The following is a 25,220-nucleotide window of genomic DNA, read 5'->3' on the forward strand; positions in this document are numbered from 1 at the left end:
CGGTGGTGTCGTCTTCGTCTTCGGTGAAGAGGACGCTCACGCCGAAGTCGACGGCAACAGAGGAGAGTGCGCCGCGAATCGCGCCGGGGTGGATGTTGCGCTCTTCGTAGAGACCGCGACCCTCGACGATGAGGAGCGGCCGGGCGTAGTGCCGCGTCAGGTCCGCAATCTGGTCGAACAGCGAGCGGTCGCCCTCGGTGAGCGTATCGAGGAAGTCAGCCACGCTCTTGCGCTCGACCGCGACGCGGTCCGAGAGGATGTAGTCGCCGACTGCGAGCGTTTCGAGCCGTGTCGTCAGGTCGTCGCGCTTCGAGAGCGTTCGTGCGATGTTGGAGTCGAGTTCGCGCTGGTCGACGACGATTTCCACGCCGTCGTCGGTTCCGGCCGTGGCGATGGTTTCAGTGTCGGTGTCGTCAGCGTCGTCACGGTCGCCTTCGGTATCAGACTCAGTTGCACTCGAACCGTCGCTGTCGCGTTCTTCGTCGGGTTCGGCCCGCGCCAACTCCTCGTCTGTCGGCCCGAAGTCAGTGAGTCCAGACTGGCCGTCCGTCGCCTCGGCGGCCGCAACTGCCTCGCGTTCGCCGTCAGTCGAACTCGCACCAGCAACCCCTTCGTTTCCGGTGGACGTTCCTGAACGTTCGGGAGCGTTTTCGTCACGTTCGGCGGCCTCGCCACCGTTTCCGGCGAACGCCGAGAGGTCGTGTTGTGAGTGGTCGAGTTCGGCTTCGATGTCCGCGGCCGCACCCTTGAGCGAGCGCAACTCCTTTTCCATCGTCTTCTCGCGGCGGCGTGAAATCCAGAAATACGCCTCGTCGCGGGTGTCTTCGGCGAGTAAGACGACGACGCGACCGTCGGCCTGTCGTCCGGTCCGACCCTTCCGCTGGATGGACCGAATCGCCGTCGGAACGGGTTCGAAGAAGAGCACGAGGTCGACTTCGGGTACGTCCAGTCCCTCCTCGGCGACAGACGTCGATACGAGGACTTCGAACTCGCCGCTTCGGAACTTGTCGAGTGCCTCCTGTTGTTCCTTCTGCGACATCCCGTCAGACCCGTCACGGTCTCCCTGTCCGACGAATCGCCGGACTGAGAAGCTCTGGGAGAGGAATTCGGTGAGCGCCTCCGCCGTGTCGCGCGACTCGGTGAAGACGATGACGCGCTCGCCGTCACGGATACCGAGCGTCTCCGCGAGGAGGATTCGGGTCTCCCGGAACTTCGGGTGGAGCCCATCGAACGACTCGGCTTTCCGCATCGCCTCGCGCACCTTCGGTTCGGCGACGAGGCGTTGGCTCGCCTTCGACGCGCCGGAAGATCGGGCGGCGTTGCGCTGGCGTTCGAAGTACCGCCGAACCGACTCGACGGACTGCGTCTCGACGAGTTCGACCGCCCGGCGGAGTTTCATCACCTCCGCGTGCGTGGACATTCCCTTGTAGCCCTCCGACTTGTCGGCGTTCATCAGGCGCTGAAGCTCCGCGCGCATCCGGTTGAGCTTCTTTTGTGAGACGTCGGGCTTCGTCGATTTGGTCACGCCCAACTGCTTGAGTTTCTCCAGTCGGTCGGTGATAACCTCGTTGAGCGCGTCGCGTATCTCCAAAATCTCGTCCGGGAGTTGGATGCGATTCCACTCGACGTCCGTGTCGTGAGTGTAGTCAGAGACGTCGGCGTCCTCCTCGGTCATCACCTCCACGTGGACGATTCCGAGGTTCTCACAGACTTCGAGGATAGCTTCCTCGTCGCCACCGGGTGATGCACTCATCCCAGTGACGAGTGGGTTTTCAGCGTCAGCGTGATAGCGCTCGGCGATGTAGACGTACGCGTAGTCGCCGCTGGCGCGGTGGCACTCGTCGAACGTGAGGTGTGTCACGTCGTGCAGCGAGACGCGGTTGCCGATGAGGTCGTTTTCGACGACCTGCGGCGTCGCGATGACGATTTGGGCGTCGTCCCAGAGTTCGGCGCGGTCGTCGGGGCGAACGTCGCCCGTGAAGACGACGATGTCCTCGTCGGGGATGTTGAGCGCTTCGCGGTAGAAGTCCGCATGCTGCTGGACGAGCGGTTTCGTCGGCGCGAGAAACAGCGACTTCCCACCGACCTCGTGTAACCGCTGGGCGGTGACAAGCAGGCTGACAGTGGTCTTTCCGAGACCAGTGGGAAGACAGACGAGCGTGTGGTCGTCGCGCGCTGCACCCGCGAGTCGTATCTGGTAGAGCCGTCGCTCGATGAACGACGGGACGAGCAGCGGGTGGTCGACGTACGCGACATCCTCGGAGGACGGCATCGGTGGCGATTACGCGCCCTCGCCGATAAGGGTTCGCAGAGTACGGTGAAAGTGAACGTGGATGACTGTCAGCGGTTCCGGCGGACCACGGTCAACGTGTGCCGTCGGCGGTTTCGAAATCGTGCTCGTCTGGACGCGGGTCAGGCAGCGACGCACCCACGAGCGCCGCCCATTCTGCGACCTTGTTGTTGTTGTACGAGTTGGACATAGCGCTTCCCCTAGGAAGATATAATCTCAACTATCGTATATAATGATTGTGCCGGTTTGGTGTCGAGTTGTGACCGTCAACTCGAAAACGAGGTAGAATGGGAATTCTGCCAAAACGAGATACTACGGCAGTTCGAGGCGAAACGAAGGGGTAGTGCGGGTTTTGACGCCTGAACTCTCAGTCGTCGCGGTCGCCGGGGCCCCACGAGTCGGGAACTTCGATGACGTACCGACCATCCTCGCGAAGCGAGATGATGTACTCGTCTCGGTCGTACAGTTCCATGAGATTGAGTTCGTACTGACCGGGATTGACGATTTTGATGCTCTCGAACTGGTCGTTGAGTTCCTCTCGCAGTTGGTCGAGGTCGGGGCGGTCCTCGGACGGTGGCTCGACGACGTGTCCGTCGGCGTCCGTCGGCACGTCAGCAGGCGCGTCTGCCTGGGGCTGTTGTGCGTCCGACGGTGGCTGTTGAGTGTTCGACGGAGGCTGTCGTGTGTCCGATGGTGGCTGTTGTGCGTCCGACGGTGGCTGTTGTGCGTTCGACGGGGATCGCTGCGGTTCGGTCGTCTCTGTCGGAGATTCGCGCTGGGGCTTGTCGTCTTGGTTACGGCGAGACGAATCGAGCGCCGCGAGTTCTTCGGGAGTGACGACGTCGCTTCTGGCGCTCCGCTGGGAATTGTCCTCTTCGTCTTCGGTTCGCGCGCGAATCCCGCGATTCGTCTTTCGAGGTGACCGCTGGGTAGACCGTTCCGACCCTTCTTTCGGGTCCGGTCCGGTCGACGAAACGGCATCTGGCCTATCGTCGCGAGCCGACGCGGGTTCCGGTTCGGTCCCAGATTGCGACGGCCACTCACCCCATCCGCGTTCCGGCGTGTCGTCTTTCGACGTCCGCTTCGGGTCCGCACGGTCGTCAGTGCGTGTCTGTGGTGGCTGTCGCTCTTGCGGGGGCTGTCGGTTCGGGTCGCGTCGAGAATCCGAGTCGCGTTGCGGGTTCGGGTCGCGTCGAGAATCCGAGTCGCGTTGCGGGTCCGGGTCACCCTGAGCGACCGAGTCGCGTGTCGGTTGGGACTGCGAGTTCACCCAGTCTTGAACTGTGGTCTCTTCGTCTTCTGTCGTCGGTCGTGCGTCGTTTTGGGCCGCCCGGCGGCGAACCGCGTCGGCCGCAGACGATGTCAAGTCCTGTGAACCGGCGCTGTCGGGCGCGCCAGTGTTGTCACTCCCGTCGGCACTGCCAGTATCGCTGGTCGTGCTCGCGGGTTGGAACTGGAACTTGTTACCGCCGCAGCTCGGGCACCCCGAAAGCATCTCTTTGGAGCCGTCGGGGAACACCTTACCGCACGTCGTACATTGGTGTGGCATGGTAGATGGTAGCGCCGGGTGGCGCAGTTCGTGTCTCGCGTCCGCTCCTTACTTCCGCGAGACGAGTGCGCTGATGAGATTCTCGTCTTTGTGGAGCGTCTGAATCTGGTTTGCAGGACCGATGACCGTGAGCTTCTGTGTCGATTGCCGACCCATGAGTCGGTCGAGGAAGCTCTGGTCTGCCGCCTGCGAGCGCGGATACGTCTCTATCTCGATGCCATTGAACTCGTCGGGGCTGATTTCGGCCATCGTCACCTCGATGAGTTTCGACTCTTCGTCGGGCGAAAGGCCCTCTTCGAGGATGACGATGTTCCCGTCGCGAACACCGTCGAGGATGAGACGAATCTTCTCCATACTGGTAAGACTCGCCATCCGGCTCCCACTGAAGAGGTCTATCTGAACCCCACCAGAGCCGTTTTCGGATGTCGTTGCTTCAGGCATAGTGAATCACGCGAAGTACTCCGCGATTTTGGCGTACACTTCGTCCATGTTCTCGCCCTCGAGTGCCGACAGTTCGACCGTCTCGTGTTGCGGGTACGCATTCGAGATACGCTCGACGTTCGCGTCTTCGAGGTCGATCTTGTTCGCGAAGATGAGAACCGGCAGGTCCTGGCTCTCGATGATGCCGATGAGCATCGTGTTGACCTGCGATATCGGGTCCTTCGTACTGTCGAGGACGTAGACGACGCCGTCGACGTCTTCGCGGAGCCAGTGCATGGCCTCGGCGACCCCCTCTGTCGCCTCTCGAGACCGACGCACGGCGTCTTCTTTTTCCATGTCGTGGTCGAGGAACTCCTTGTAATCGACCTTCGTCGTGACACCCGGTGTGTCGACGATGTCGATAGTGACCTTCTTGCCGTTTCGCTCGATTTCGACGTTTTCTTTCCGTCGAGCGCGGCGGGTCTCGTGAGGGATGTGGCTCTCGGGACCGATTGCGTCACCGGTCCAATCACGGGCGATACGATTTGCGAGAGTCGTCTTCCCGGCGTTAGGCGGGCCATAGATACCGATTCGCTTTGGCTCGCTCTCCGAAAAGAGCCGGTCGACGACTCGTGAGATGCTGTCTCTGAGATCTGTGAGCAGTCCCATCCTGGGCCTCCCGCACCTCCCGAACGCGTCGTGGAGGGCGTATGGAGGTATCACCCAACCGGACTCACTTAAGCACTACGTCAGACACCAGTCACGTTTTAGACAGGATAGTGTAAATAATAACTCTCTATCATATTGGCGCGAAAGACAGAGAACGTAATTTCGGTGCTTAACGTCCATCACAAACGAGTGCTGTATCATGGTGCTTTTTCACACGCCATCCGTCGATAATGTGAGATTATATCTGTTACTTCGACCGTGCGAGCGCACACGAAGCGGAGGGGTGCACGAGAAACATCATGAGAAGAGATAGCATGAAGGTTGCACGGGAATGAATTTACAGACCACTGTGAAAACGGTAGACGAGTCGGTAAATCGGTGAATCGATATCCGATTGGAAACAGCTCGGGGCAGCCCTCATTCATCGATTACTGGCGATTCGACTCGAATTCGTGTTTACTCGAAGGGTTGCTTTTCGAGTCGAACGCACCAGCCACCACGTGATACCCCGTTCAGAACGTACCCCGTTCAGAACGTTCCTTTCTCGCTTACTCGTCCGTCACCCGGCTATGGACACGCGGTCTTCCCGGGTAGACCGTACGCTCGTGTCACTCCCCCGTCTGGCCAGACCGTACTCGTCGAAGTGCCGAGTGATGGCGACAGTCTATCCACCATCCAAACGACATATGACCATGGTCTACGACGGCCTTTCAATTGGTGTGAGTGATGTGGACACGAAACAATCCGCGGTCAACACCCCCACCCCTTCGTTTCAGGTGGAACGGCCCGAAGGGGTGTGGGGGTGTTGACCGCTAGACGGCGGTCAGCTGTTAATTCTAATAGAAGCAACCACAATAATAACGTCTTTTTCTCTAGTGCGGATATGGTAGGCCAACTACCAATATAAAACCATCCGTTTCTAAGACTCGCCGTAACCCCCTCCCTACTGTTTCTCGCCTCCACCCGAAACAAAGGGGTGTGGGGCATTCGATACCCAGGCGTTTCCCGTCGAACTGGAAAACCCGACTTAATTCCATCCGAAACCAGCCGCTCATTTCTTCGATATAACCGCTCTCGACGAGTCTCTCACCGTATTCGAAAATTCGAGTTTCCACACGAAATGAAGGGGTTGGAACACCAAATCTTTCGTGTCTAGACGAACCTCTGTCTGCACAGACTCCTCTCTACGTGGGATAGATTGGATGAACGTGAAACGAACAAAGACGGCAGTGGTTCACAACAGTTCGGATTTAGTTGTAACAGCCTTCGATTTTGATCGAGTCGGCGTTCGGTTTCGTGTGCGCGTCCTTTGACTCCGCTCGATCCCCGTCGAACTGGGCTGCATGCGCTCCTCGATTAGTATCCCCGATTAGTATCCTCGACTAGTGTACACCTCGACTAGTATTCGTGATACAGACCAAATTCCAGCCAACGACTCTCTTAGTTAGCTGAGACCAGACCCAACCAACACCCGTACTGTAGACCCAACCAACACCCCGTACCGTGATAGAGCCGAAACACACGGTCCAGGTATTCGAACCGAAGCCATCCCTATCTGTCGAATTCTGGTGTTTTGAACCGTGACGAGTAAGAGAAGTAAGACTTTTGTAGCAACTGTTCGTTTGGTTCCTTTGCATCATTTGGAATCGCCACTTTCGGATTTACGAGTTGGAACCGGGATTTCCCGGTATAAGGCTCTCTACACGCCGTTCTTGGCGATTCTTCCACCCGAAACAGAGGGGTACACACGATGGACGACGACACACAACGAGGCGACAACCGTCGAGAGGGCAATGCAAGCGACGGGGACGCGGAGTCGACAGAACTCTCGGCTGAAGACATCGACATTCAGGCGAGTATCGGCCCCGACGCCGACGTTCCCGAGGACACCGACCTCGACCAGCACAAAGACCCCGACGTCGGACTCGACAAGGTCGTATTGAACGACGACGAGGAGTCGAAGGGACTGTTCGACGACTTACTCGCTGGCGAGCCAATATTCGAGAACAAAGAGGTTCTTCGCCCGTCGTACACGCCGCACGAACTCCCGCACCGGACCGACCAAATCAACCAGATGGCGACGATTCTCGTCTCGGCACTCCGCGGGGAGACGCCGTCGAACATCCTCATCTACGGGAAGACGGGGACCGGAAAGACTGCCAGCGCGAAGTTCGTGAGTCAGGAACTCGAATCGACGTCCCAGAAGTACGACGTTCCGTGTGAAGTCGAGTATATCAACTGCGAGGTGACCGACACGCAGTATCGCGTGCTCGCGCAGCTCGCGAACAAGTTCATCGAGAAGAACATCGAACGCATCGAAGCCGAACTCGACCGACTCGACGAGATGCGAACCCGGGCGACCGAAGACCCCAACGCCCTCGACGACACGCCCTACAACTCCATCGCGGAGATAGACGAGCGCGCGGACGAACTCTCCGAGGACGCCGACGAGATGGAGACGGTCCCGATGACGGGGTGGCCGACCGACCGCGTCTATACGACGTTCTTCGACGCCGTCGACTACAAAGAACGCGTCGTCGTCATCATGCTGGACGAAATCGACAAACTCGTCGAGAAATCCGGCGACGACACGCTCTACAATCTCTCGCGGATGAACTCCGAACTCGACAACTCTCGTATCTCTATTATGGGTATCTCGAACGATCTGAAGTTCACCGACTTCCTCGACCCGCGGGTCAAGTCGAGTCTCGGCGAGGAGGAAATCGTCTTCCCGCCGTACGACGCGAACCAACTCCGCGATATCCTTCAACACCGCGCCGACGTCGCGTTCAAAGGCGGCGCACTCACTGACGACGTGATTCCGCTCTGTGCAGCGTTCGCCGCACAGGAACACGGCGACGCTCGCCGCGCGCTCGACTTACTCCGAACCGCCGGCGAACTCGCCGAGCGCGGACAGGCCGATACGGTCGAAGAAGCGCACGTGCGACAGGCGCAGGACAAAATCGAACTCGACCGCGTCGTCGAAGTCGTTCGAACCCTGCCGACGCAGTCGAAAATCGTCCTCTTTGCCATCATCCTGCTGGAGAAAAACGGCGTCCGCAACATCAACACCGGCGAGGTGTTCAACATCTACAAGCGCCTCTGTGAGGAAATCGACGCCGACATCCTCACTCAACGGCGTGTCACCGACCTCATCTCGGAACTCGACATGCTCGGCATCGTCAACGCCGTCGTCGTCTCGAAGGGTCGCTACGGCCGGACGAAGGAAATCAGCCTCTCGGTCCCCATCGACGAGACCGAGGCCGTCCTGCTTACGGACTCTCGACTCGGCGATATCGAGAGTGCGCAACCGTTCGTGCAGGCCCGGTTCGATAACTGACTGTTCTGCTGATTTCGAAGCCGAATCTGTTCTGCGCTTAAACTGCGGTCGTTGGCTTAGACAGGAGCCGTTGGAATCGAAGAGATGGAACCCGTCGAAACAGAGACCGGCGAGACGGGTGTCGCTGCCGTCATCGTGTTCGCGAGCGTCAACCGGACCCATCCGAGGAATGGAATCCGCACGCGAGCGACGCCCTGCACCCACGAGGGGCGAACCGGGTCGCTGATACTGCTCACTTGGTCGTACCGGGGGTTGTTGTCACCTTTCGTGATGAACCCGTCGTAGGGTGCCGGACAGTGTTCGAGTTCCTTGCAGTTGTCTGCCGACATGTACTCGGGATTGGCTCTCTCGTACCAGTTTTCGCCGGATTCGACGTACAACATCGCCCGATGGATAATCGGCGGGCCGGCCGAGCCGGGCTTGTGATAGACGACGACGCTTCCACTCTCGCCGAACGACCGATAGCCGACCTCAGACCCCGTTTCGGCGGTGACGACGGACGTTCCATCGACCGCCGCATCCGGGACGTAGCGGTCGGGTCCCGTGATGAATATAAGGTCGCCTTTCTGCATGTGGGGTTCCATACTCCCACTCTCGACGGCGACCATCGGCGGCCATACCCCGCTGATTGCAAAGAGGAGCAGGCCGACAGCGAGGACGGCCGCGACGCTCGAGAGGGCTTCGCGGAGGAACAAAAGCGGGCCGTCCTCGGCCGTCCAGAATCGGGTCAAGAGTCCCTCGTCGGAGTCGTAGGAGGACTCGCGGGGGGACGAGGGACCATCGTCAGCACTCATCACCCCTCGTTTAGTCGGACTGGGTTTCAACGTTCTGGGTTTCGGCACCCTTTTTGCTCCGCTTCGCCCACCTCGTCGTGTGCCTTTGGAGACGCCGGCGCGCATCGTCCGGGCACTGGTGAGTCGCGGCTACAACGCCGAACGCGAGGCCGTGACGCTCATCGCAGGTACAGACGACCCGGGGGTAACGCTCGCTCAGGTCGTCGAATCGACACCGGACGACGCGCTCCGAATCACTGCTGACCACGTCCGCGAGGTGCTCGCGTCTGCACCCGCGACTGACCCATCTTCGTCTGCACCAACTGGCCCACCTGGGTCCGAATCTGAGAGCGGTGCCGCCAGTTCTGACACCTCTGCTGCTGACACCGACCCCCCTGTTTCCGATGCAACATCGGGAGACAACGAGGAACCTGTTGGAAAATCGACTCCACCTGAAGCGAAGGGGTCGGGGAGTGGACGGAACCAAGATACGTCGCTTCGGTCGCTAGAAATCGCCAACGACATGACCGGGCAGTCGACCGGGACCGGCGAGTACGACGACTTCGTGAAGGTGTTCCGCGACCGCTACGAGAAACTCTCGAAGATGCTTCGCGGCCGGGTCAATCACCGGCCTGCGAAAGCCATCTCGAATATGTCCGGCGGGCAGGACGCCGAACTCATCGGCCTCGTCGATGACGTTCGCTCGACGAAGAGCGGCCACTGGATTGTCGACCTCGAAGACACGACTGGGACGTTTCCGTGTCTCGTGATGAAAGACAAGGACATCGCCAGCTACGTCGACGAACTCCTCCTCGACGAGTGTATCGCGGTGTCGGGGACGCTCTCGGGCGACGCGGGCATCTTGTTCGTCGACGACATGTACTTCCCCGACGTGCCGCGAAACCACCGAACCAACACCGCCGACCGCCACGTGCAAGCCGCGCTCATCTCCGACGTTCACGTCGGGAGCCAGGAGTTCATGGCCGACTCGTGGCACCGCTTTGCCGACTGGCTTCACACCGAGGAAGCCGAGCACATCGAGTACTTACTCATCGCTGGCGACATGGTCGAAGGCGTCGGTGTCTACCCGAATCAGGACGAGGAACTCGACGTCATCGACATCTACGACCAGTACGAAGCGTTCTCGGAGTACCTCAAGGAAGTACCCGGCGACCTCGACATCGTGATGATTCCGGGGAACCACGACGCGGTTCGACTCGCCGAACCGCAACCCGGATTCGACGACGAACTTCGGGACATCATGTCGGCTCACGACCCCCAGATTACGAGCAACCCCTCGATGGTCACGCTCGAAGGCGTCAACATCCTCATGTACCACGGCGTCTCGCTGGACGAGGTCATCGCCGAACTCCCCTCGGACAAGGCGAGTTACGACGACCCGCACAAGGCGATGTACCAACTCCTGAAGAAACGCCACGTTGCGCCGCAGTTCGGTGGCCACACGCGACTCGCACCCGAAGAACTCGACTACCTCGTCATGGAGCAGGTGCCGGACATCTTCCACACCGGCCACGTCCACAAACTCGGCTGGGGCAAGTACCACAACGTCCTCGCGGTCAATTCCGGGTGTTGGCAGGCCCAGACCGACTTCCAGAAGTCCGTCAACATCGACCCCGACGCTGGCTACGCTCCTATCGTCGACCTCGACACGCTGAACATGACGGTGCGGAAGTTCTCCTGAGCGAAGCGTTTCGCTGTTCTACTGTTTCGCCGTCTTCTCGTTTCGCCGTCTTCTCGTTTCGCCGTCTCACCGTTTCACCGTCTCGCTTTCAACGGTTGTGCGCCCGGTGCGACCAGACCGCCGTCGCCTTATTATACCGACAGTCGGATGGAGGGGTATGTCTGACGACGTGCTGTTCGACGCGGCGACGCTAAACGACCTGACGCTCGACAATCGCGCCGGTCTCGCACCGATGACTCGTGTGAGCGCGACAGCCGACGGGCGGGCGACCGAGGAGATGGCGCGGTACTACGCGAAATTCGGTGACGGCGGCTTCTCGTTTCTCGTCACCGAGGGCGTCTACACGGACGATACCTACAGTCAGGGCTATCTGAATCAGCCGGGTCTCGTCACCGAAGACCACGTCGAGGCGTGGACACAGGTTACGGACGCTGTCCACGACACCGACACACCAATCTTCGCCCAGTTGATGCACGCCGGCGCACAGACGCAGGGCAACCCTTACACCGACGACGGTGACACAATCGCTCCCTCTGCGGTCCAACCGAACGGCGAAAAGTCCGAAGCCTACGGCGGAAGTGGCGAGTACGCGGTTCCACGGGAAGCGACCCACGACGACCTCGACGAGGCTCGTGCGGGGTTCGTCGCGGCGGCGGAGAACGCGGCCGAGGCCGGATTCGACGGCGTCGAGATTCACAGCGCAAACGGCTACTTCCTCAACGAATTCCTCTCTGCGGACGCGAATCGACGCGACGACGAGTACGGCGGCGACCCCGAAGACCGCGTTCGGTTCCCTGCTGAAGTCGTCGCGGCCGTCGCCGAGGCCGTTCCCGACGAGTTCGTCGTCGGCGTGCGCGTCTCGCAGACGAAAGTCACCGACGACAGTTACGAGTGGCCCGAAGGCACGGACGCCGCCGAGGTCTTCTTCCGCGAACTCTCTGCCGCCGGTGCCGACTACGTCCACACAGTCGACGCGAATACCGCCGAGCCAACGTTCGGCGCGGACGGTCCGTCGCTCGCTGAAGCCGCAGCCACGTACGCCACAGACGACACAGTCATCGTCGCAAACGGCGGCCTCGGCGACCCAGACGCGGCGCGCACGGCGGTCGAATCCGGTGCCGACCTCTTCACTCTGGGGACGAGCGCGCTCGCCAATCCCGATTGGCCAGCGCGCGTCGCGGCTGGCGACGACCTCGACGAGTTCGACCCTGCACACTTCCTCGCGCCGAAGGCGACCATCTCGGACCACGAAGCTCCGGCCGAGACCCGGCCAGCGGACGACTGAGGCTCGCTCGTTCTGTCTAGAGAGCAGGCCCACGTCACTCAAAAACCAGCCCGGAACCCCTTCGCTTCCACTCGAACTCCCGTCTATCCAAGCGTCACGTCGAGGTACAGCATCACGACCACGCCGACCATCGTCCCGAAGGTCGCGATGCGCTCGTTTCCGTTCGCATGTGTCTCGGGGACGATTTCGTCGGAGATGACAAACAGCATCGCCCCTGCCGCGAACCCCATCGCGTACGGGAGGAGCGCTTCGGCGTACTGGATGGCCCACGCACCGAAGATTGCCAGTGGAATCTCGACGAGACCGGCTCGAATACCCGCCAGCGTCGCGTAGGTCGTGCTCCGAAGCCCGGCGTTGACGGCGGCGATAGAGACGGCCAGTCCTTCGGGGATGTTCTGGATGCCGATAGCGAGCATCAACGGGATGGCGGTGTTCAGGTCCCCGGACCCGAACCCGACGCCCACGGCCAGTCCCTCCGGCATGTTGTGGATGGTGATGGCGACGATAAAGAGAATCACAGAGGCCATCTTCTTCTCGGTCTCGGGGGCGTCAATCCGCGTTTTTCCGGTCACGAGAATGTGGACGTGCGGAATCCACAGGTCTGCCTGGTCGAGGACGAACACGCCGATGAGGAAGCCGACGAGAACCGGAATCGGATTCCCACCCGCCGCCTCGATACCGGGGAGGATGAGACTGGTAAAGCTCGCGGCGAGCATGACCCCGGCGGCGAAGCCTAAGAGTCCGTCCAGCGAGCGTTTCGACGGATTACGCCAGACGAGGATGAGCAACGCCCCGAGCATGTTCAAGAAGGCGATGACGAGACCACCGACGAGTCCGTGTACGATGGGGTTCGACCCGGCGATGGAGACGAACAACTCCTGAACAGTGGTCATCGACGTCGCCTCACTGGGGGCGCTGTAGTCACGAAACGACACATATGGCACTCGACAACACACAAGAATGTATGTCTACCGCCGGTTCTGGTCGCAATAGAACGATTCAGTCTGCCGATTTCGACGCTACAGCGTCGGTCACGCCGACTTGCCGAACCGATACCGAATCGTCTCGGAGCCATCGAAGCGCGGCCCGTCTCCCACTCGCTCGAACCCAGCCTCTTCGACCGCTTCACGAAGGTCCGATTCGGATTCGACGAGAAGTGCTTCGACGGGCAGTTCTTCTGTACTCGCAAAGCGGAGTGGTTCTTCGAGCAGGCGGGCTACCGCGGTGTCCGTTCCAGCGAGTCGGGTGATGTGGACCATGCCGTCTTCGACGTCGAATCCGACGAAGCCGTGAATCTGCTCTTCGCTGGCCGGTGCGTCGGTGTTCGGGTCGGCCCCGGCATCGGACGTCGCCACTCGGACCGTCCGGTCACGGACGAGACGGCGCATCGCCACCGTCGGCGCGTTCGCGACAGCCGCGAGCGCTTCGGCGTCCGAGTCGACGGCGTCTCTGACTTCCATACGTCATGGTTCCGCCCCGTCGGCAATAAACCTCTGCCCGGAACGCGGTCGAATACCCCGTCTCGCCTGCGGATTCTGTGAAGTAGGCAACGGTTGAGCAGGGAGACATAGTTATACGTCCCCCTGCGTTAGCCCCTCGCATGTTTGAGCACCACGAGTCACAGCGTTACGATGTATCGGAGGGACCATGCGCGTAGTCGCGAAGTTCGGCGGCACGTCCCTCGGAAGCGGTAACCGAATCAATCGGGCCGCAGACTCCATCGCTGCGGCGGTCGAACAGGGCCACGAGATAGCCGTCGTCGCCTCCGCGATGGGGTCGACGACCGACGACTTGCTCGACGAGATTCAGTTCGACGCCGACGACCGCGACCGAGCCGAAATCGTCTCGATGGGCGAGCGCACGAGCGTTCGGATGCTCAAGGCCGCCCTCTCTGCCCGCGGCGTCGACGCCTTGTTCGTCGAACCCGGTTCTGACGACTGGCCGGTCATCACGAACGACCTCGGCGAAGTCGACATCGAAGAGACACAGCGACGCGCCGCAGAACTCGCAGAAGAGTTAGACGGTGTCGTGCCCGTCATTACCGGCTTCCTCGCGCAGAACCTCGAAGGGGAGATTACGACGCTCGGCCGCGGCGGGTCGGACACGACCGCCGTGATGCTCGGCAAGTACATGGAAGCCGACGAAGTCGTCATCGTGACCGACGTCGAAGGCGTCATGACGGGCGACCCGCGTGTCGTCGAGGGCGCGCGGAACGTCGGTCGCATCACCGTCGACGAACTTCGGAACCTCTCGTTCCGCGGTGCAGAAGTCGTCGCGCCGTCGGCGCTGTCGTACAAAGACGACGCGCTCGACGTCCGCGTCGTCCACTACCAACACGGAAACCTCCTCACCGGCGGGACGCTCATCGAAGGCGAGTTCCACAACCTCATCGACATGCAGGAGGACTCGCTCGCCTGTCTCACGGTCGCTGGACGAGCGATTCGAAACCGACCGGGCATCCTCGCGGACCTCTCGGTCGCCCTGAGCGACGCCGGAATCAACGTCGACTCGGTCGCCTCCGGGATGGACTCGATTACGTTCTACGTCCGCGGAGACGAGGCGAACCAGGCCGAAGCAGTCCTTCACGACCGGGTCGTCTCCGACGAGGCACTCTCGTCTGTCACCGTCGAAGACAACATCGCCGTCGTCCGCGTCACTGGTGGCGAACTCCCGAACCGCCCGGGCGTCATCCTCGACATCGTTCAACCGATTTCCGAGGCGGGCATCAATATCCACGACGTCATCACCTCTGCGACCTCTGTCGCCATCTTCGTCGCGTGGGACGACCGCGAAGAGACACTCGAAATCATCCAAAAGCAGTTCTAACCTCACTTCGTCTCTGATTTTTCACACGTCACGAGCGTCGGCGCTGGACCTGTCTCCGTCACGCAGATAAGAACGATATTCGCTGGCCCATACTCGTCTCTCCCGACCGGTACACAGCACCCTGCCTAACCGCGCTCGAACGCCCTCCCACACCGATGCACACACCCGTCCACAAACGCCGGAATACGCGCTCAGTCCGCCGTTTTTCCGCGTACATATTTCTTCACATTTCGGGCCGTGTGTTGGGGTATGCGTTCGTACAAAGCAAAGATGGTCGAACCCATCGAACTCCCCTCGCGTGAGGAGCGGGAGGCTGCTATCGAAGAGGCGGGATACAACGTTTTCAACCTCGACGCTCGCGACGTCTACATCGACCTGTTGACCGACTCCGGGACCGGGACGATGTCGGCAGACCAGTGGGCAGCGATGATTCGTGGCGACGAGGCCTACGCCGGAAGCCGGTCGTTCAACAACCTCGCCGACGCCGTCCGCGACGTGATGGGATTCGAGTACGTCGTTCCGACCCATCAGGGCCGCGGTGCCGAGAACGTCCTCTACGGCGTCCTTCTCGAAGAGGGCGACGTCATCCCGAACAACTCGCACTTCGATACGACCCGCGCCCACATCGTCAATCAGGGAGCGGAACCGGTCGACTGCCCCTCGCCCGCATCGCGCGACCCGAACTCGAACGAGTCGTTCAAGGGTAACTTCGATATCGACGCGGGCTATGCACTCGTCGAGGAAGTCGGCGCGGACTCGATTCCCGTCGTCGTGCTCACGATTACGAACAACTCCGTCGCCGGACAACCTGTCTCGATGGCGAACATCCGTGCCACCGCCGAGTTCGCCCGCGACATCGACGCGATGTTCGTCATCGACGCCTGCCGGTTCGCCGAGAACGCCCACTTCATCAAGCAACACGAAGCCGGCTACGAAGACACGTCTGTCGCCGAAATCGCCCGCGAACAGTTCGAACACGCCGACGCTATCACGATGTCGGGCAAGAAGGACGCACTCGTCAACATCGGCGGATTCACCGCCATGCGCGACGAGACAGTGTTCGAGCACGCGAAGCAGCGCGCCATCCTCTTCGAAGGCTTCCCCACCTACGGCGGGCTCTCGGGCCGCGACATCGAAGCGATGGCCGTCGGTCTGCGCGAGGCAGTCACGCCGCCGTACGTCCACGAGCGCGTCGAACAGGTCGGCGAACTCGGTGACATGCTCTCGGAACGAGACGTGCCAGTCTACCTCCCGACCGGCGGTCACGCCGTCTACCTCGACGCCGGGGAAATCTTCTCGCACATTCCGAAAGAGCACTTCCCCGGGCAGGTCCTCGTCTGCGCGCTCTACCGCGAAGGCGGCGTTCGCGGCGTCGAACTCGGCGAATTCGCCTTCCCCGGTGCCGAGCGCCCGGACCTCGTTCGTCTCGCGCTCCCACGGCGGACCTACAGCCGCGAACACCTCGAACACATCGCTGAGACGGCCGAGGAAGTAATGGAGTCGGCCCACGAATACGACGGCCTCGAAATCGTCGAGGAACCGCCGATGAAGGAACTGCGCCACTTCTCGGCGAAACTCGAACCTGTCTCCGAATAACCGTCCTCGACAGCCCTGCTGTCACCGACCGTCTGAAAGCCGGGAGGCGATACTGTGCGGGAGTCCAACCGCTTCGATTCGGTCTTCGACTCGCTCGATATCGTACTCGACTCGATGAGTCTCGACCGTCAGCGCGTCGAGGTCGACCACCGCGTACGCGGCTCTCGGGTCGCCGTCGCGGGGTTGGCCGACGCTTCCCGGATTCAATACGATGCCCTCTCCGTACTGTTTGTAGCCTTGCACGTGTGTATGGCCGAGGACCAGCAGGTCCTCCCCAGAGAGGAGTCGCGGTGAGAAGTCGTCGGGGTAGGTGTAGCGGTCCGGGTCGTCAGGGTGGCCGTGGACGAGCTGGACGCGGCCGTCGGCGACTGCTCGGTACTCGGGGAGCGATTCCAGCCACTCCATCGACTCCTGCGAGAGTTCTTCGCGGGCGTACTCGACGCCCGCGGCGGCCATCTGATTGAACCGGAAACTCGTTCCCGAGACGACGGCTCGGTCGTGGTTGCCGGAGACGGTCGGTACCTCGCGGTCGGCAAGTTCTGCGACGCACTCCTCCGGCCATGGATTGTAGCCGACGACGTCGCCAGCGCAGACGAGCGTATCGACCTGCGGCATGTCCGAGAGAACTGCCTCCAGTGCTGGAAGATTCCCGTGAACGTCTGAGATGACGCCGAGACGCATAGCTCCTGCTAGGAGTTCGCGTCGGAAAAGTGCGGGGCCGCAGGCGAGGACGTGAGTCTATTCGCCGTTGTAGAAGGCCGTCTCGACGGCACTATCGTCACCGACAGTCGCGGCGGCGGCACAGACCGCGTGTTCGAACTCGTGGTCGTAGAGTTCGCGGGCCGCGTCGGCGGCGTTGTCGGCGGTCAGGTCGAAGGCACGGGGGTCGTCTTCCTCGTAGGTGGCAACGAGCGTCGGTTCCGTAACTTCCTCGACGATGAGGGCGTCCTTGCGGACGATGCCGATGAAGGCCTCGTCGTCGCCGACGACACCGGCGATTCGCGGGGTGTTGTAGTCGTCTTTCTCGTAGTCGAGCGCGAGCAGAATCTCGGCGAGCGCGTCGCGCGGCGTGTAGCCCATGTCGAATTTTTCGGCGATGGGGTCGACTTGCGACCCGTTGCCGACGACGACGTAGTCGCCGCCCTCGCGGACGCAGTTGTAGGCGATGTAGGGGTTGTCCGTCTCCGGGGCGTCGGGCGTCGGCCCGACAGTGAGCGTTCCGTCCCGTTCGACGACCTGTCGATTCGGGAAGGACCGAGAGGAGACGCGATACGCACCGATTCCGGGACCGACGACGACGAATCGTCCGACGTACATACACGACAGTGGATAGAACGAGGCCAAATAGTTGGTGGTTTATGCACGTCTGTACGATTGTCTGCCAGAACCTGACACGGAGAGGCCGACACGCAACGTTTACAAATACCCACTGACTACGAGGTAGTGCGAAGTCCCATGGGGTAGTGGCCAATCCTGTTGCCTTCTGGGGGCAACGACCCAGGTTCGAATCCTGGTGGGACTATACTCGGTCCTCGCGATTCGAACGTCGGAAGGTTTCTTCCGGAAGTTCGAATCCTGGTGGGACTATTTCTCTCAGCATTACACCCTCTCGGGGGCACCCTCTCGCCCCACAATCTCCAGTTGAAACAGAGGGGTAGCTATCGAAATCTCAAGGGGGTCATTTCGGGTGGAAAAATCGACAGACAGCGGCGGGTTTTCTCGATTCCGTACCTCGGTTAGCGGTCCACAGTAAGGAGCGATACGCGCTCTCTGACCAGTGCACTGAGGTCGCCATCCGCGGCCGCCAACTCGGCGTCACCGATGTTGTAGAACTCGCGGACGAGCGACTCGTCGTAGTCGCCGAGCGTGTCTGCTGGTTCGAGGTCGAGACGGTCGAAAAGCGCCGACTCGGCCGCCGATTCGTCGCCGCCATCGACGAGAATCACCACAGGAAGTGTCCCTTCGGAGACGCCGATTTCGAACGCGCGATTGATTTGCCGCCGACCGCTGGCGTAGAGGATGAACTCGACCGCTCTGTCGCGGGCGATTTCGTTTCCGCGCTCGATGGCGCGGTCGGCGAGTGTCACGGCGTGTTCGAGGTGGGCGCGGCCGACGACGTACCGGGCGTCGAACGCCTGAATCGTCGCCCCGGTTTCGTCGGCGACGGCACCCACTGTTTCGATAAACGAGTCGAGGTCGGAGACGGTTGCGTTGGCTTCGAGGAATCTCATTCGAAATCACCCAGGCTGGCTTGTTGGTCGGAGCGCTCTTTTGCTGTCTCGAATCCGGTGTCGTCGGGAACGGCGTCGTCCGGCGCGTCGGACTCGTCTATCTCGTCCATCGAGGGGTCCTTGCGCCCCGCGGCTTCGAGGATGTTCTCGGCGGTCTTTCTGCGACCGCGGAGTGCAGCGAGGATACGCGACTTGCCCGCTTCGCGGAGGTCTGCGCGGGATTCGACGCCTGCTTCGTACAGTCGGCGGGCGCGCTTGCGACCGACACCGCGAACGCCCGCGAGGTCGAGTAGTTCCTCGTTGACGCCGTACTGGACGCGCATCTTCGCCTCGCGGACGGCGTAGACCGATTCGAGGTCTAGTTCGCTGGCGAGTCGTTCGGCCGCGCCGAGCAACCACTCTGCCGTCTCGACTTTCCCGCGGATGTCACCCGGGCCGACGCCGTAGCGCTCGGTGATGCGGTCTTCGTCGACTTCGTCGGACCAGTCTTCGAGGAGGCGCGCCGTCTTCAGTGCCGAGAGCCAGTCTTCGAAGGCGACGTCCTCGTATTCGGAGGGAACGCGCCCGAGGAACTCTGGCTCGCGCTCGTAGCACAGTTCCGTGTAGGTGTCGCGGTCGCCGGATTTCAGGTACAACTGGTACATGTCTGGCGTCCGGCAGACGAGGTGGTAGAGACCGAGCGTCGTCGGGTAGGTCCGGTCGCTCTCGAAGTCGCTGTCGTCGCCAGCCGAGTCGCCGCCCTCTTCGTCACCCGCAGCGGCGACCATGTCGCTCGCGCGCTGGAACCCGGCGGTCGTGTCCGGTTCGGACTCGGCGCTCCTACTGGTGCTGGTCGTCTCGCCTTCCAACGCGCGCAGTTTCTCGGTTCGGTGGTCGGCGGCCCATCGAAGGCCGTCGATGATTTCGGCGGCACTCATCGGGTCCAGATAGAGGCGCGAGACGGTGTGGCCGACTGGCGTCGCGCGAATCGTCTGGTCTTCGAACTCGATGAATCCGTTCACTTCGAGGTAGTCGAGGACGCGGTCTGTGACCTGTTCGAGTCGGCCAGGGTCGTCGGTCTGGGTCGCATAGAGCGTCTGGTCGAGGAATTCGAGCAGTCCCTCGCGGGTGTGGGCGAACCCGGAGGCGACGGTGGCGAGCAGGTGCGTCCGAAGCGCGGGTTCGGCCGCGAGTTTCGAGTGGACGTCCTCTGCGTCGGCCCAGATGTACCGCTCGAACAGTTCGTCTCGACTGTCTGCGTCCTTCGAGAGCAGCACCGCCTCGCCGTAGGGGTCGAGTCCCGGTCGCCCGGCGCGACCCATCATCTGGTGGACTTCGAGCACGTCGAGTGGTTTCATCCCGCCGTAGTCGCCGTCGTAGCGCTGCCAGTCGCGGACGACGACGCGCCGACTGGGGGTGTTGACGCCCGCAGCGAGCGTCGGTGTCGCACAGATGCACTTGATGAGTCGGTCGCGGAAGGCGTCCTCGACGAGCGTTCGGTGTTCCGAGGCGAGACCGGCGTGGTGGAACGCCGCGCCCTTGGCGACGGCTTTTGCGAGGTCTTCCGACGTTTCGGTGTCCGAAACGTCTCGAATCTCGGCGGCGAGTTCTGCGAGTTCGCTGCGTTCGTCGCCGGTGATGTACTGCTCGGTCACTCCGGCCATCCGCCGGGCGGCGGACTCGGCGTTGCGCCGGGAGTTCACGAAGACGAGCGACGACCCCTGGTCATCGTCGCCGTCGCCTTCCAGTGCGTCCGCGACGAGCGCAGGTGTCTGTCTGTCGCCTTTCCCGACGGGGACCTCGCGTTGGCTTCCGTCGTCGAACGTAATCGCGTTCCCGTAGTGGACGCCCATCTTGAGGTCGATGGGTCGCCAGTCCGAGTGGACGAGCGAGGCGTCCAGCCAGTCGGCGACTTCGCCAGCGTTCCCGACAGTCGCCGAGAGGGCGACGACCTGCAAGCTCGGATTCAACTGGCGGAGTTTTGCGAGCGTGACTTCGAGCGTCGGCCCGCGGTGGCGGTCGTTGACGAGGTGGACTTCGTCGGCGACGACACAGGACAGTTGATCCATCCACGCCGCGTTGTTTCGGACGAGTGAGTCCACTTTCTCGGACGTGGCGACGATGATGTCGCGCGAGGAGAGCCACTCACCGCTGGATTCGTAGTTGCCCGTCGAGACGCCCACGTCGATGCCGTACTCTTCCCAGCGCTCGAACTCGGCTTTCTTCTCGGAGGCGAGCGCCCTGAGCGGGACGATATAGAGCGCCTTCCCGCCCCGTGCGACGCTCGACAGCATCGCGAGTTCGGCGACGAGCGTCTTCCCGCTCGCGGTCGGAACGGCCGCGACGAGGCTCTCGCCGTCTGTCAACCCCGCCTCGACGGCCTCGTCCTGCGGCGGGTACAACTCCTCGATACCCTCGTCGTGGAGGGCCTCGGGAATCCCCTCGGGCAGGCCTGTCAGGTCCGCTGTTCGCATTTGCGGTGAGTTGGGCCGTCCTGTGGTTTAAGCCATCGGGTCGGAGAGACAGGAAGGAAGTGGGGAAATTGGTCGGTGGCGGCGCTTCATTAGTTAAGCCAGTTTGAGAAGTGAGCAGGTCCTTGAGTGAATTGGACATGATGCTCGCAGACCGGCTCGACGAGTGCTTTGCGGCGCTTGATGGACGAACACCTGTTGAGGAGGTTACTAACTAGACAGTGCCACATAGTATATTAATTCAACTTTTATAGATTTTAATTGCAACTCCTAAAGTCATTATGCTAGCACCTATGACTTGTATAATATTTAGAACAGTACTCTCTGTATAGTTCATCGCCGGTAAAATGTAGGTTGCAATCACAAATACTCCTACCCCGAAGAGGATTACCAAACTCGATTGAGACCTGAGTTCTTCCACATGTCAATATATTTACTGTATAGTTATAAAGGTGGGCATCTTGCAATTCCTCAACGGTGATCTCGTCGAGATGCTTCACTATCCCTTGCAACCGCTTCTGTGCAAAAGCTCTAACGGTTAATATATTAGCCAGTGGCGGCTCTTCATATTAATTATTGGCGACGCTCGATAGTCTCGACGGCAGTGACGCCAAACTGCACCCCTCGTCGTCAGGGCTATGTACAGGCCGACGATACTTCGGGTATGAAAGTCGAGTACGACCGCGAGACCTGCATCGGGATGTTCCAGTGTGTCGACGAGTGGGACGCATTCGAGAAGAACCTCGACGACGGCAAAGCGGACCTCGCCGGGGCCGAAGAAGTCGAAGAAGGCGTGTTCGTCCTCGACGTTCCCGACGATGCGGAGTTCGACGCGAAGTTCTCCGCTCGCGTCTGCCCGGTCGATGCCATTCGCGTCTACGACGACGACGGCGAGCAGTTAGTCTGAGTGACCAGCACCTCTGTACGGCGTTTTCTCGTTTTCCCTTCGAACTGTCTCCGTGCGACACCGAACCGTGGCTCTCGCTCTCGACCCCCTTCGTTTCAACTGGAGATTCGCTGGCGGCGGATTGAAGGATTTAAGCACGGCGACGGTAACCGTGACACCATGAGCCAAGCGACGAAGATCGTTCTCGGTACCATCGGCGTGTCGGCTGTTCTGGCGTTCGTGTTCGTCGGAATGAGCCTTGCCTGAGTAGATGTTCGACCCTCGAACGCTGCCGGCAGACCTCGAAGCGGTTCGCGAAGAACACGCTCCGAACGCCCTCGTGTTCGACGTGGCTGGTGACTTCGACACTGTTCCGCCGGCCGCCGCGGAGAATCTCGGCCTCGTGGTCGATTCGCTCTCGCCGGCGACATATCCCGACGAGTGGCTACCAGCGGACGTCCCAGAGGCGCTTCGGCTGTACGCCTCCTCGGATTTCACCATCGGCATGCCCGGTGACGGAACCGTGACGTGGACGCGCCAGACCGACCCGTCGGTCGTACTGGTAAAGTACCGGGCGAAAGGAACACCCGACGACTTTCTCGACTTCCTCATCGCCGAGGCGCTGGTCCAGAGTGGTCTCGACGACGTTCCGGAACACTTCCTCCCGTTCTTCGGTGAGGAGTATCGCGCGCTCGCCGAGGCGACGCCACTCAACGGAACCGATGTCTACCAAATCGCGGCCGCGCTCTACGAGGGATGGGTCGGCCTCCAGACCCGCGACGTGTTCGAGTCGTGGGAGGGCGACCACGACCGACTGTACGACGCGTGGGTCGATTCGGGCGAGCGACTGGACGACCGGTTAGACGACCTCCCGCGGTTGGTCGCTACCGGCCGGACCTCGTTCGCGGAGGCGACCGAGTTCGCGTGTTCGGCCATCAAACACGGGCGCGACCTTCCGGCACCGTTCGCGGCGCTGGATACATCGGCCTATCTCGAATACGGGCCGACCTATGCGGTCCGCTGGGCAGAGAAGACGTTCGACCGTCTCGCGGAAGCGCAAGACGCCCGCGACGCGACAGACGAGCGGGAGTAAGCCGCCCGTGTCGTCGCCTGTTGAGACGCGAGTGCGTTAGAAATCGGTCGTGACGCTGCCGTCTTCTGCGAGGTCGACGACGCCGTCGAAGAGTTCGCGGAATCTGTCGAGCGTCTCTTGGTCGTGGACTTCCTTCGAGAGGTGGAACAGTCCGACCGCGTCGTACTCGTCGAGGAGTTCGAGGAGCGCCTTCGTCGCCTCGTAGGCGCGGTCTTCGTCGGCGTAGTAGGCCATCTCTGTCACCGAGTCGACGCTGAACCTGAGTTTTCCATCGTGGCTTTCGAGGAACTGCCGCGTCTTCTCGACGATGGCGTCGAGGTCGTCCGGCGACGCGACGTAGTAGATGTTGTCGGCGCTGCGCCGCGAGTAGCCGCGCTCGATAGAGAGCGTATCGAGGATGGTCGCGCGCGACTCGTCCACTTCGTAGTGTTCTATCTTCTGTTCGACCTCGCGCGCGGTGGTTCGCGTCGAGATGACGAGGAAGTGGTCGGTGTCGGTTTTGAAGAAGTCGGTGTCGATTCGGTCGGTCTCACCGATACTCGGATGGAGGAGCAAGATTCCTGTCCCGCCCGGTACCGTTTCCGGTGTGTCTTCGATGGCGAGCTCGTAATCCATACGTCATGCAGATACCGCGCTGACTTAACGCTTCATGCTATGGCACTGCCTCTCACCTCGCCACGGCCGTGCGGTCATGGGGGACAAACCACCCAAAACAGCCGTCTTAGTACAGCGAGTCGGCAGTTGCCGCACCGATGACGCTGAAGACCGCTCCAACGCTCGTCGCTTTGAGCGTCACGGCGAGGACCGCGAGGTCGAGTCGCATCCCGGCCCATTCGAGAATCACGGTTCCCGTCACGTCCGAGAGGAACGTCCCCGGCGCGTCGAACGCGAGCGCGAGGATGAACACCGAGAGGTACGAGACGCTGACGAGCGAGATGAACCGAACCGGAATCCCGGCCACGTCGCGTTCTCTGTCGGGGTTTCGGTCGTCGGCTTTGTAGAGCGCACCGTACCCGACCGCGAGGACGATAATGAAGGTGAGCACGCCCTGAAACACCGACATGCTGCGGGCGAGTACCCACACTTCTTCTGTCACCACGAACGGCCCGGCGAGGAGGAATCCGCCGACAATCTGCTGTGCAGTGTCTGCGAAGGCGAACCGGCGGCGCACTCCGACCATACAACGCGGTGGGGACGGCGGTAATTAAATCGCGCGCCGGGTGCTGGTCTCGATTTCGAAGGCGGCGCGGCGCTCCGAACTGATTTTGTCCTCCGACTGCGAGTGGCCTGTATGAGCGTACGCGACGAATTCGACGCGTGGGCGGCCGACGGCCGCGACAAGGGAATGGAGGACCGACACTGGCACACGGCGAAACACGCCCTCGCCCGGATGCCGGTCGAAGCAGGCGACACCGTCGTCGACCTCGGAACGGGAAGCGGCTACGCCCTCCGCGCACTGCACGACACGAAGGGAATCGGTCAGGGATACGGCCTCGACGGGTCGCCCGAGATGATTTCGAACGCCCGCGAGTACACCGACACCGACGACATCGAGTTCGTCGTCGGCGACTTCGACGACCTGCCGTTCGACGACGACAGCGTCGACCACGTTTGGTCGATGGAGGCGTTCTACTACGCCCCGAACCCCGAACACACCCTCGAAGAGGTCGCGCGCATCCTCAAGCCCGGCGGCACGTTCTACTGCGCGGTCAACTACTACGAAGAGAACGTCCACTCTCACGAGTGGCAGGACAACATCTCCATCGAGATGACGCGCTGGACCCACGAGAAGTACCGCGAGGCGTTCCGCGACGCCGGTCTCTACGTCGCCGAGCAGGACTCTATCGCCGACATGGACATCGAAATTCCACCGGCATCCGAGTTCCCGACCGACAGTTGGGAGACGCGCGAGGACATGGTCGAGCGCTACCGAACCTTCGGCACGCTCTTGACTGTCGGCGTCGCGCCCTAACCGACAATCTGCATCGCACTGAACCAACACCGAGCGTCGTCGACTCGGACTTACCCCACGGCGTGCTTACTCCACGACGTGCGTAGCCTCGGGGTCGAATCCGACGACCACGTCGTCGCCGAGTTCGAACGACTCGTC

22 protein-coding genes and 1 tRNA gene are annotated in these 25,220 nt (G+C 61.4%); 10 read left to right on the plus strand and 13 right to left on the minus strand.

Going from position 1 to position 25,220, the window contains the following annotated elements; genetic code table 11:
* The 4 genes from C453_RS02160 to C453_RS02175 all read right to left on the minus strand — a co-directional run.
* Positions 1 to 2,272 (minus strand): DEAD/DEAH box helicase (locus C453_RS02160; protein WP_008322402.1); only part of this gene is annotated, 2,272 nt, incomplete at its 3' end.
* A 385-nt stretch (positions 2,273 to 2,657) separates the two neighbouring features.
* Entirely contained in the window at positions 2,658 to 3,839 is a 1,182-nt protein-coding gene (locus C453_RS02165; protein ID WP_083881571.1) for an OapC/ArvC family zinc-ribbon domain-containing protein, read from the minus strand.
* Between the two features lie 48 nt (positions 3,840 to 3,887).
* On the minus strand, positions 3,888 to 4,280 hold the full coding sequence (locus C453_RS02170; protein ID WP_049907471.1) for a DUF2073 domain-containing protein: 393 nt from the start codon (positions 4,278 to 4,280) through the stop codon (positions 3,888 to 3,890).
* 6 nt (positions 4,281 to 4,286) lie between these two features.
* Positions 4,287 to 4,928 (minus strand): Era-like GTP-binding protein, encoded by a 642-nt coding sequence (locus C453_RS02175; protein ID WP_008322405.1) that lies wholly within the window; start codon positions 4,926 to 4,928, stop codon positions 4,287 to 4,289.
* Positions 4,929 to 6,678: 1,750 nt separating this feature from the next.
* Between C453_RS02175 and C453_RS02180 the strand changes: the two genes are divergently transcribed.
* Complete coding sequence (locus C453_RS02180) at positions 6,679 to 8,268, plus strand: Cdc6/Cdc18 family protein (RefSeq protein ID WP_008322406.1); 1,590 nt, start codon at positions 6,679 to 6,681, stop codon at positions 8,266 to 8,268.
* Positions 8,269 to 8,324: 56 nt separating this feature from the next.
* On the opposite strand, the gene C453_RS02185 is transcribed toward C453_RS02180, so the two are convergent.
* Positions 8,325 to 9,062, minus strand: a complete 738-nt coding sequence (locus C453_RS02185; RefSeq protein WP_008322408.1) for a S24/S26 family peptidase — start codon at positions 9,060 to 9,062, stop codon at positions 8,325 to 8,327.
* Between the two features lie 79 nt (positions 9,063 to 9,141).
* On the opposite strand from C453_RS02185, the gene C453_RS02190 reads away from it, so the two are divergent.
* Entirely contained in the window at positions 9,142 to 10,743 is a 1,602-nt protein-coding gene (locus C453_RS02190) for a DNA-directed DNA polymerase II small subunit (RefSeq protein ID WP_008322409.1), read from the plus strand.
* A gap of 157 nt (positions 10,744 to 10,900) precedes the next feature.
* The gene (locus tag C453_RS02195; protein WP_008322410.1) at positions 10,901 to 12,028 is read left to right on the plus strand and encodes an oxidoreductase; all 1,128 of its coding nucleotides are present in this window, start codon (positions 10,901 to 10,903) and stop codon (positions 12,026 to 12,028) included.
* Positions 12,029 to 12,111: 83 nt separating this feature from the next.
* On the opposite strand, the gene C453_RS02200 is transcribed toward C453_RS02195, so the two are convergent.
* Both C453_RS02200 and C453_RS02205 read right to left on the minus strand, forming a co-directional pair.
* Positions 12,112 to 12,921, minus strand: a complete 810-nt coding sequence (locus tag C453_RS02200) for a ZIP family metal transporter (protein WP_008322411.1) — start codon at positions 12,919 to 12,921, stop codon at positions 12,112 to 12,114.
* 138 nt (positions 12,922 to 13,059) lie between these two features.
* Positions 13,060 to 13,488 (minus strand): hypothetical protein, encoded by a 429-nt coding sequence (locus C453_RS02205; RefSeq protein ID WP_008322412.1) that lies wholly within the window; start codon positions 13,486 to 13,488, stop codon positions 13,060 to 13,062.
* Between the two features lie 187 nt (positions 13,489 to 13,675).
* Between C453_RS02205 and C453_RS02210 the strand changes: the two genes are divergently transcribed.
* Both C453_RS02210 and C453_RS02215 read left to right on the plus strand, forming a co-directional pair.
* Positions 13,676 to 14,854, plus strand: a complete 1,179-nt coding sequence (locus C453_RS02210; protein ID WP_008322413.1) for an aspartate kinase — start codon at positions 13,676 to 13,678, stop codon at positions 14,852 to 14,854.
* A gap of 249 nt (positions 14,855 to 15,103) precedes the next feature.
* Positions 15,104 to 16,450 (plus strand): tryptophanase, encoded by a 1,347-nt coding sequence (locus tag C453_RS02215; protein ID WP_008322414.1) that lies wholly within the window; start codon positions 15,104 to 15,106, stop codon positions 16,448 to 16,450.
* A gap of 21 nt (positions 16,451 to 16,471) precedes the next feature.
* On the opposite strand, the gene C453_RS02220 is transcribed toward C453_RS02215, so the two are convergent.
* Both C453_RS02220 and C453_RS02225 read right to left on the minus strand, forming a co-directional pair.
* Positions 16,472 to 17,131, minus strand: coding sequence for a metallophosphoesterase family protein (locus C453_RS02220; protein WP_008322415.1), 660 nt, complete (start codon positions 17,129 to 17,131; stop codon positions 16,472 to 16,474).
* Positions 17,132 to 17,188: 57 nt separating this feature from the next.
* Entirely contained in the window at positions 17,189 to 17,767 is a 579-nt protein-coding gene (locus C453_RS02225; RefSeq protein WP_008322416.1) for an IMP cyclohydrolase, read from the minus strand.
* A gap of 132 nt (positions 17,768 to 17,899) precedes the next feature.
* On the opposite strand from C453_RS02225, the gene C453_RS02230 reads away from it, so the two are divergent.
* Positions 17,900 to 17,972 (plus strand) — tRNA-Gln (locus C453_RS02230).
* Between the two features lie 214 nt (positions 17,973 to 18,186).
* Here C453_RS02230 and cgi121 read toward each other — a convergent pair.
* Positions 18,187 to 18,681, minus strand: a complete 495-nt coding sequence (cgi121, locus tag C453_RS02235) for a KEOPS complex subunit Cgi121 (protein ID WP_008322417.1) — start codon at positions 18,679 to 18,681, stop codon at positions 18,187 to 18,189.
* Positions 18,678 to 21,134, minus strand: a complete 2,457-nt coding sequence (locus tag C453_RS02240) for an ATP-dependent DNA helicase (protein WP_008322418.1) — start codon at positions 21,132 to 21,134, stop codon at positions 18,678 to 18,680. The genes cgi121 and C453_RS02240 overlap by 4 nt, the downstream gene beginning before the upstream one ends.
* A gap of 661 nt (positions 21,135 to 21,795) precedes the next feature.
* On the opposite strand from C453_RS02240, the gene C453_RS02245 reads away from it, so the two are divergent.
* The 3 genes from C453_RS02245 (at position 21,796) to C453_RS02250 (ending at position 23,110) form a co-directional block, all read left to right on the plus strand.
* On the plus strand, positions 21,796 to 22,038 hold the full coding sequence (locus C453_RS02245) for a ferredoxin (RefSeq protein WP_008322419.1): 243 nt from the start codon (positions 21,796 to 21,798) through the stop codon (positions 22,036 to 22,038).
* Positions 22,039 to 22,197: 159 nt separating this feature from the next.
* Positions 22,198 to 22,284 carry a hypothetical protein gene (locus C453_RS21095; RefSeq protein WP_425499539.1) on the plus strand — a complete coding sequence of 29 codons (87 nt, stop codon included), beginning with the start codon at positions 22,198 to 22,200 and terminating at the stop codon, positions 22,282 to 22,284.
* 4 nt (positions 22,285 to 22,288) lie between these two features.
* Complete coding sequence (locus C453_RS02250) at positions 22,289 to 23,110, plus strand: DUF7089 family protein (RefSeq protein WP_008322420.1); 822 nt, start codon at positions 22,289 to 22,291, stop codon at positions 23,108 to 23,110.
* Between the two features lie 36 nt (positions 23,111 to 23,146).
* Here the strand turns inward: C453_RS02250 and C453_RS02255 are convergent, their stop codons facing one another.
* Positions 23,147 to 23,725 (minus strand): DUF7090 family protein, encoded by a 579-nt coding sequence (locus tag C453_RS02255; RefSeq protein ID WP_008322421.1) that lies wholly within the window; start codon positions 23,723 to 23,725, stop codon positions 23,147 to 23,149.
* A 106-nt stretch (positions 23,726 to 23,831) separates the two neighbouring features.
* Positions 23,832 to 24,290 (minus strand): DUF2391 family protein, encoded by a 459-nt coding sequence (locus C453_RS02260; RefSeq protein ID WP_008322422.1) that lies wholly within the window; start codon positions 24,288 to 24,290, stop codon positions 23,832 to 23,834.
* A gap of 111 nt (positions 24,291 to 24,401) precedes the next feature.
* On the opposite strand from C453_RS02260, the gene C453_RS02265 reads away from it, so the two are divergent.
* On the plus strand, positions 24,402 to 25,082 hold the full coding sequence (locus C453_RS02265; RefSeq protein WP_008322425.1) for a class I SAM-dependent methyltransferase: 681 nt from the start codon (positions 24,402 to 24,404) through the stop codon (positions 25,080 to 25,082).
* The last annotated feature ends 138 nt before the right edge of the window (positions 25,083 to 25,220 follow it).

Source organism: Haloferax elongans ATCC BAA-1513 (assembly GCF_000336755.1).
Taxonomy (GTDB): Archaea; Halobacteriota; Halobacteria; order Halobacteriales; family Haloferacaceae; genus Haloferax; species Haloferax elongans.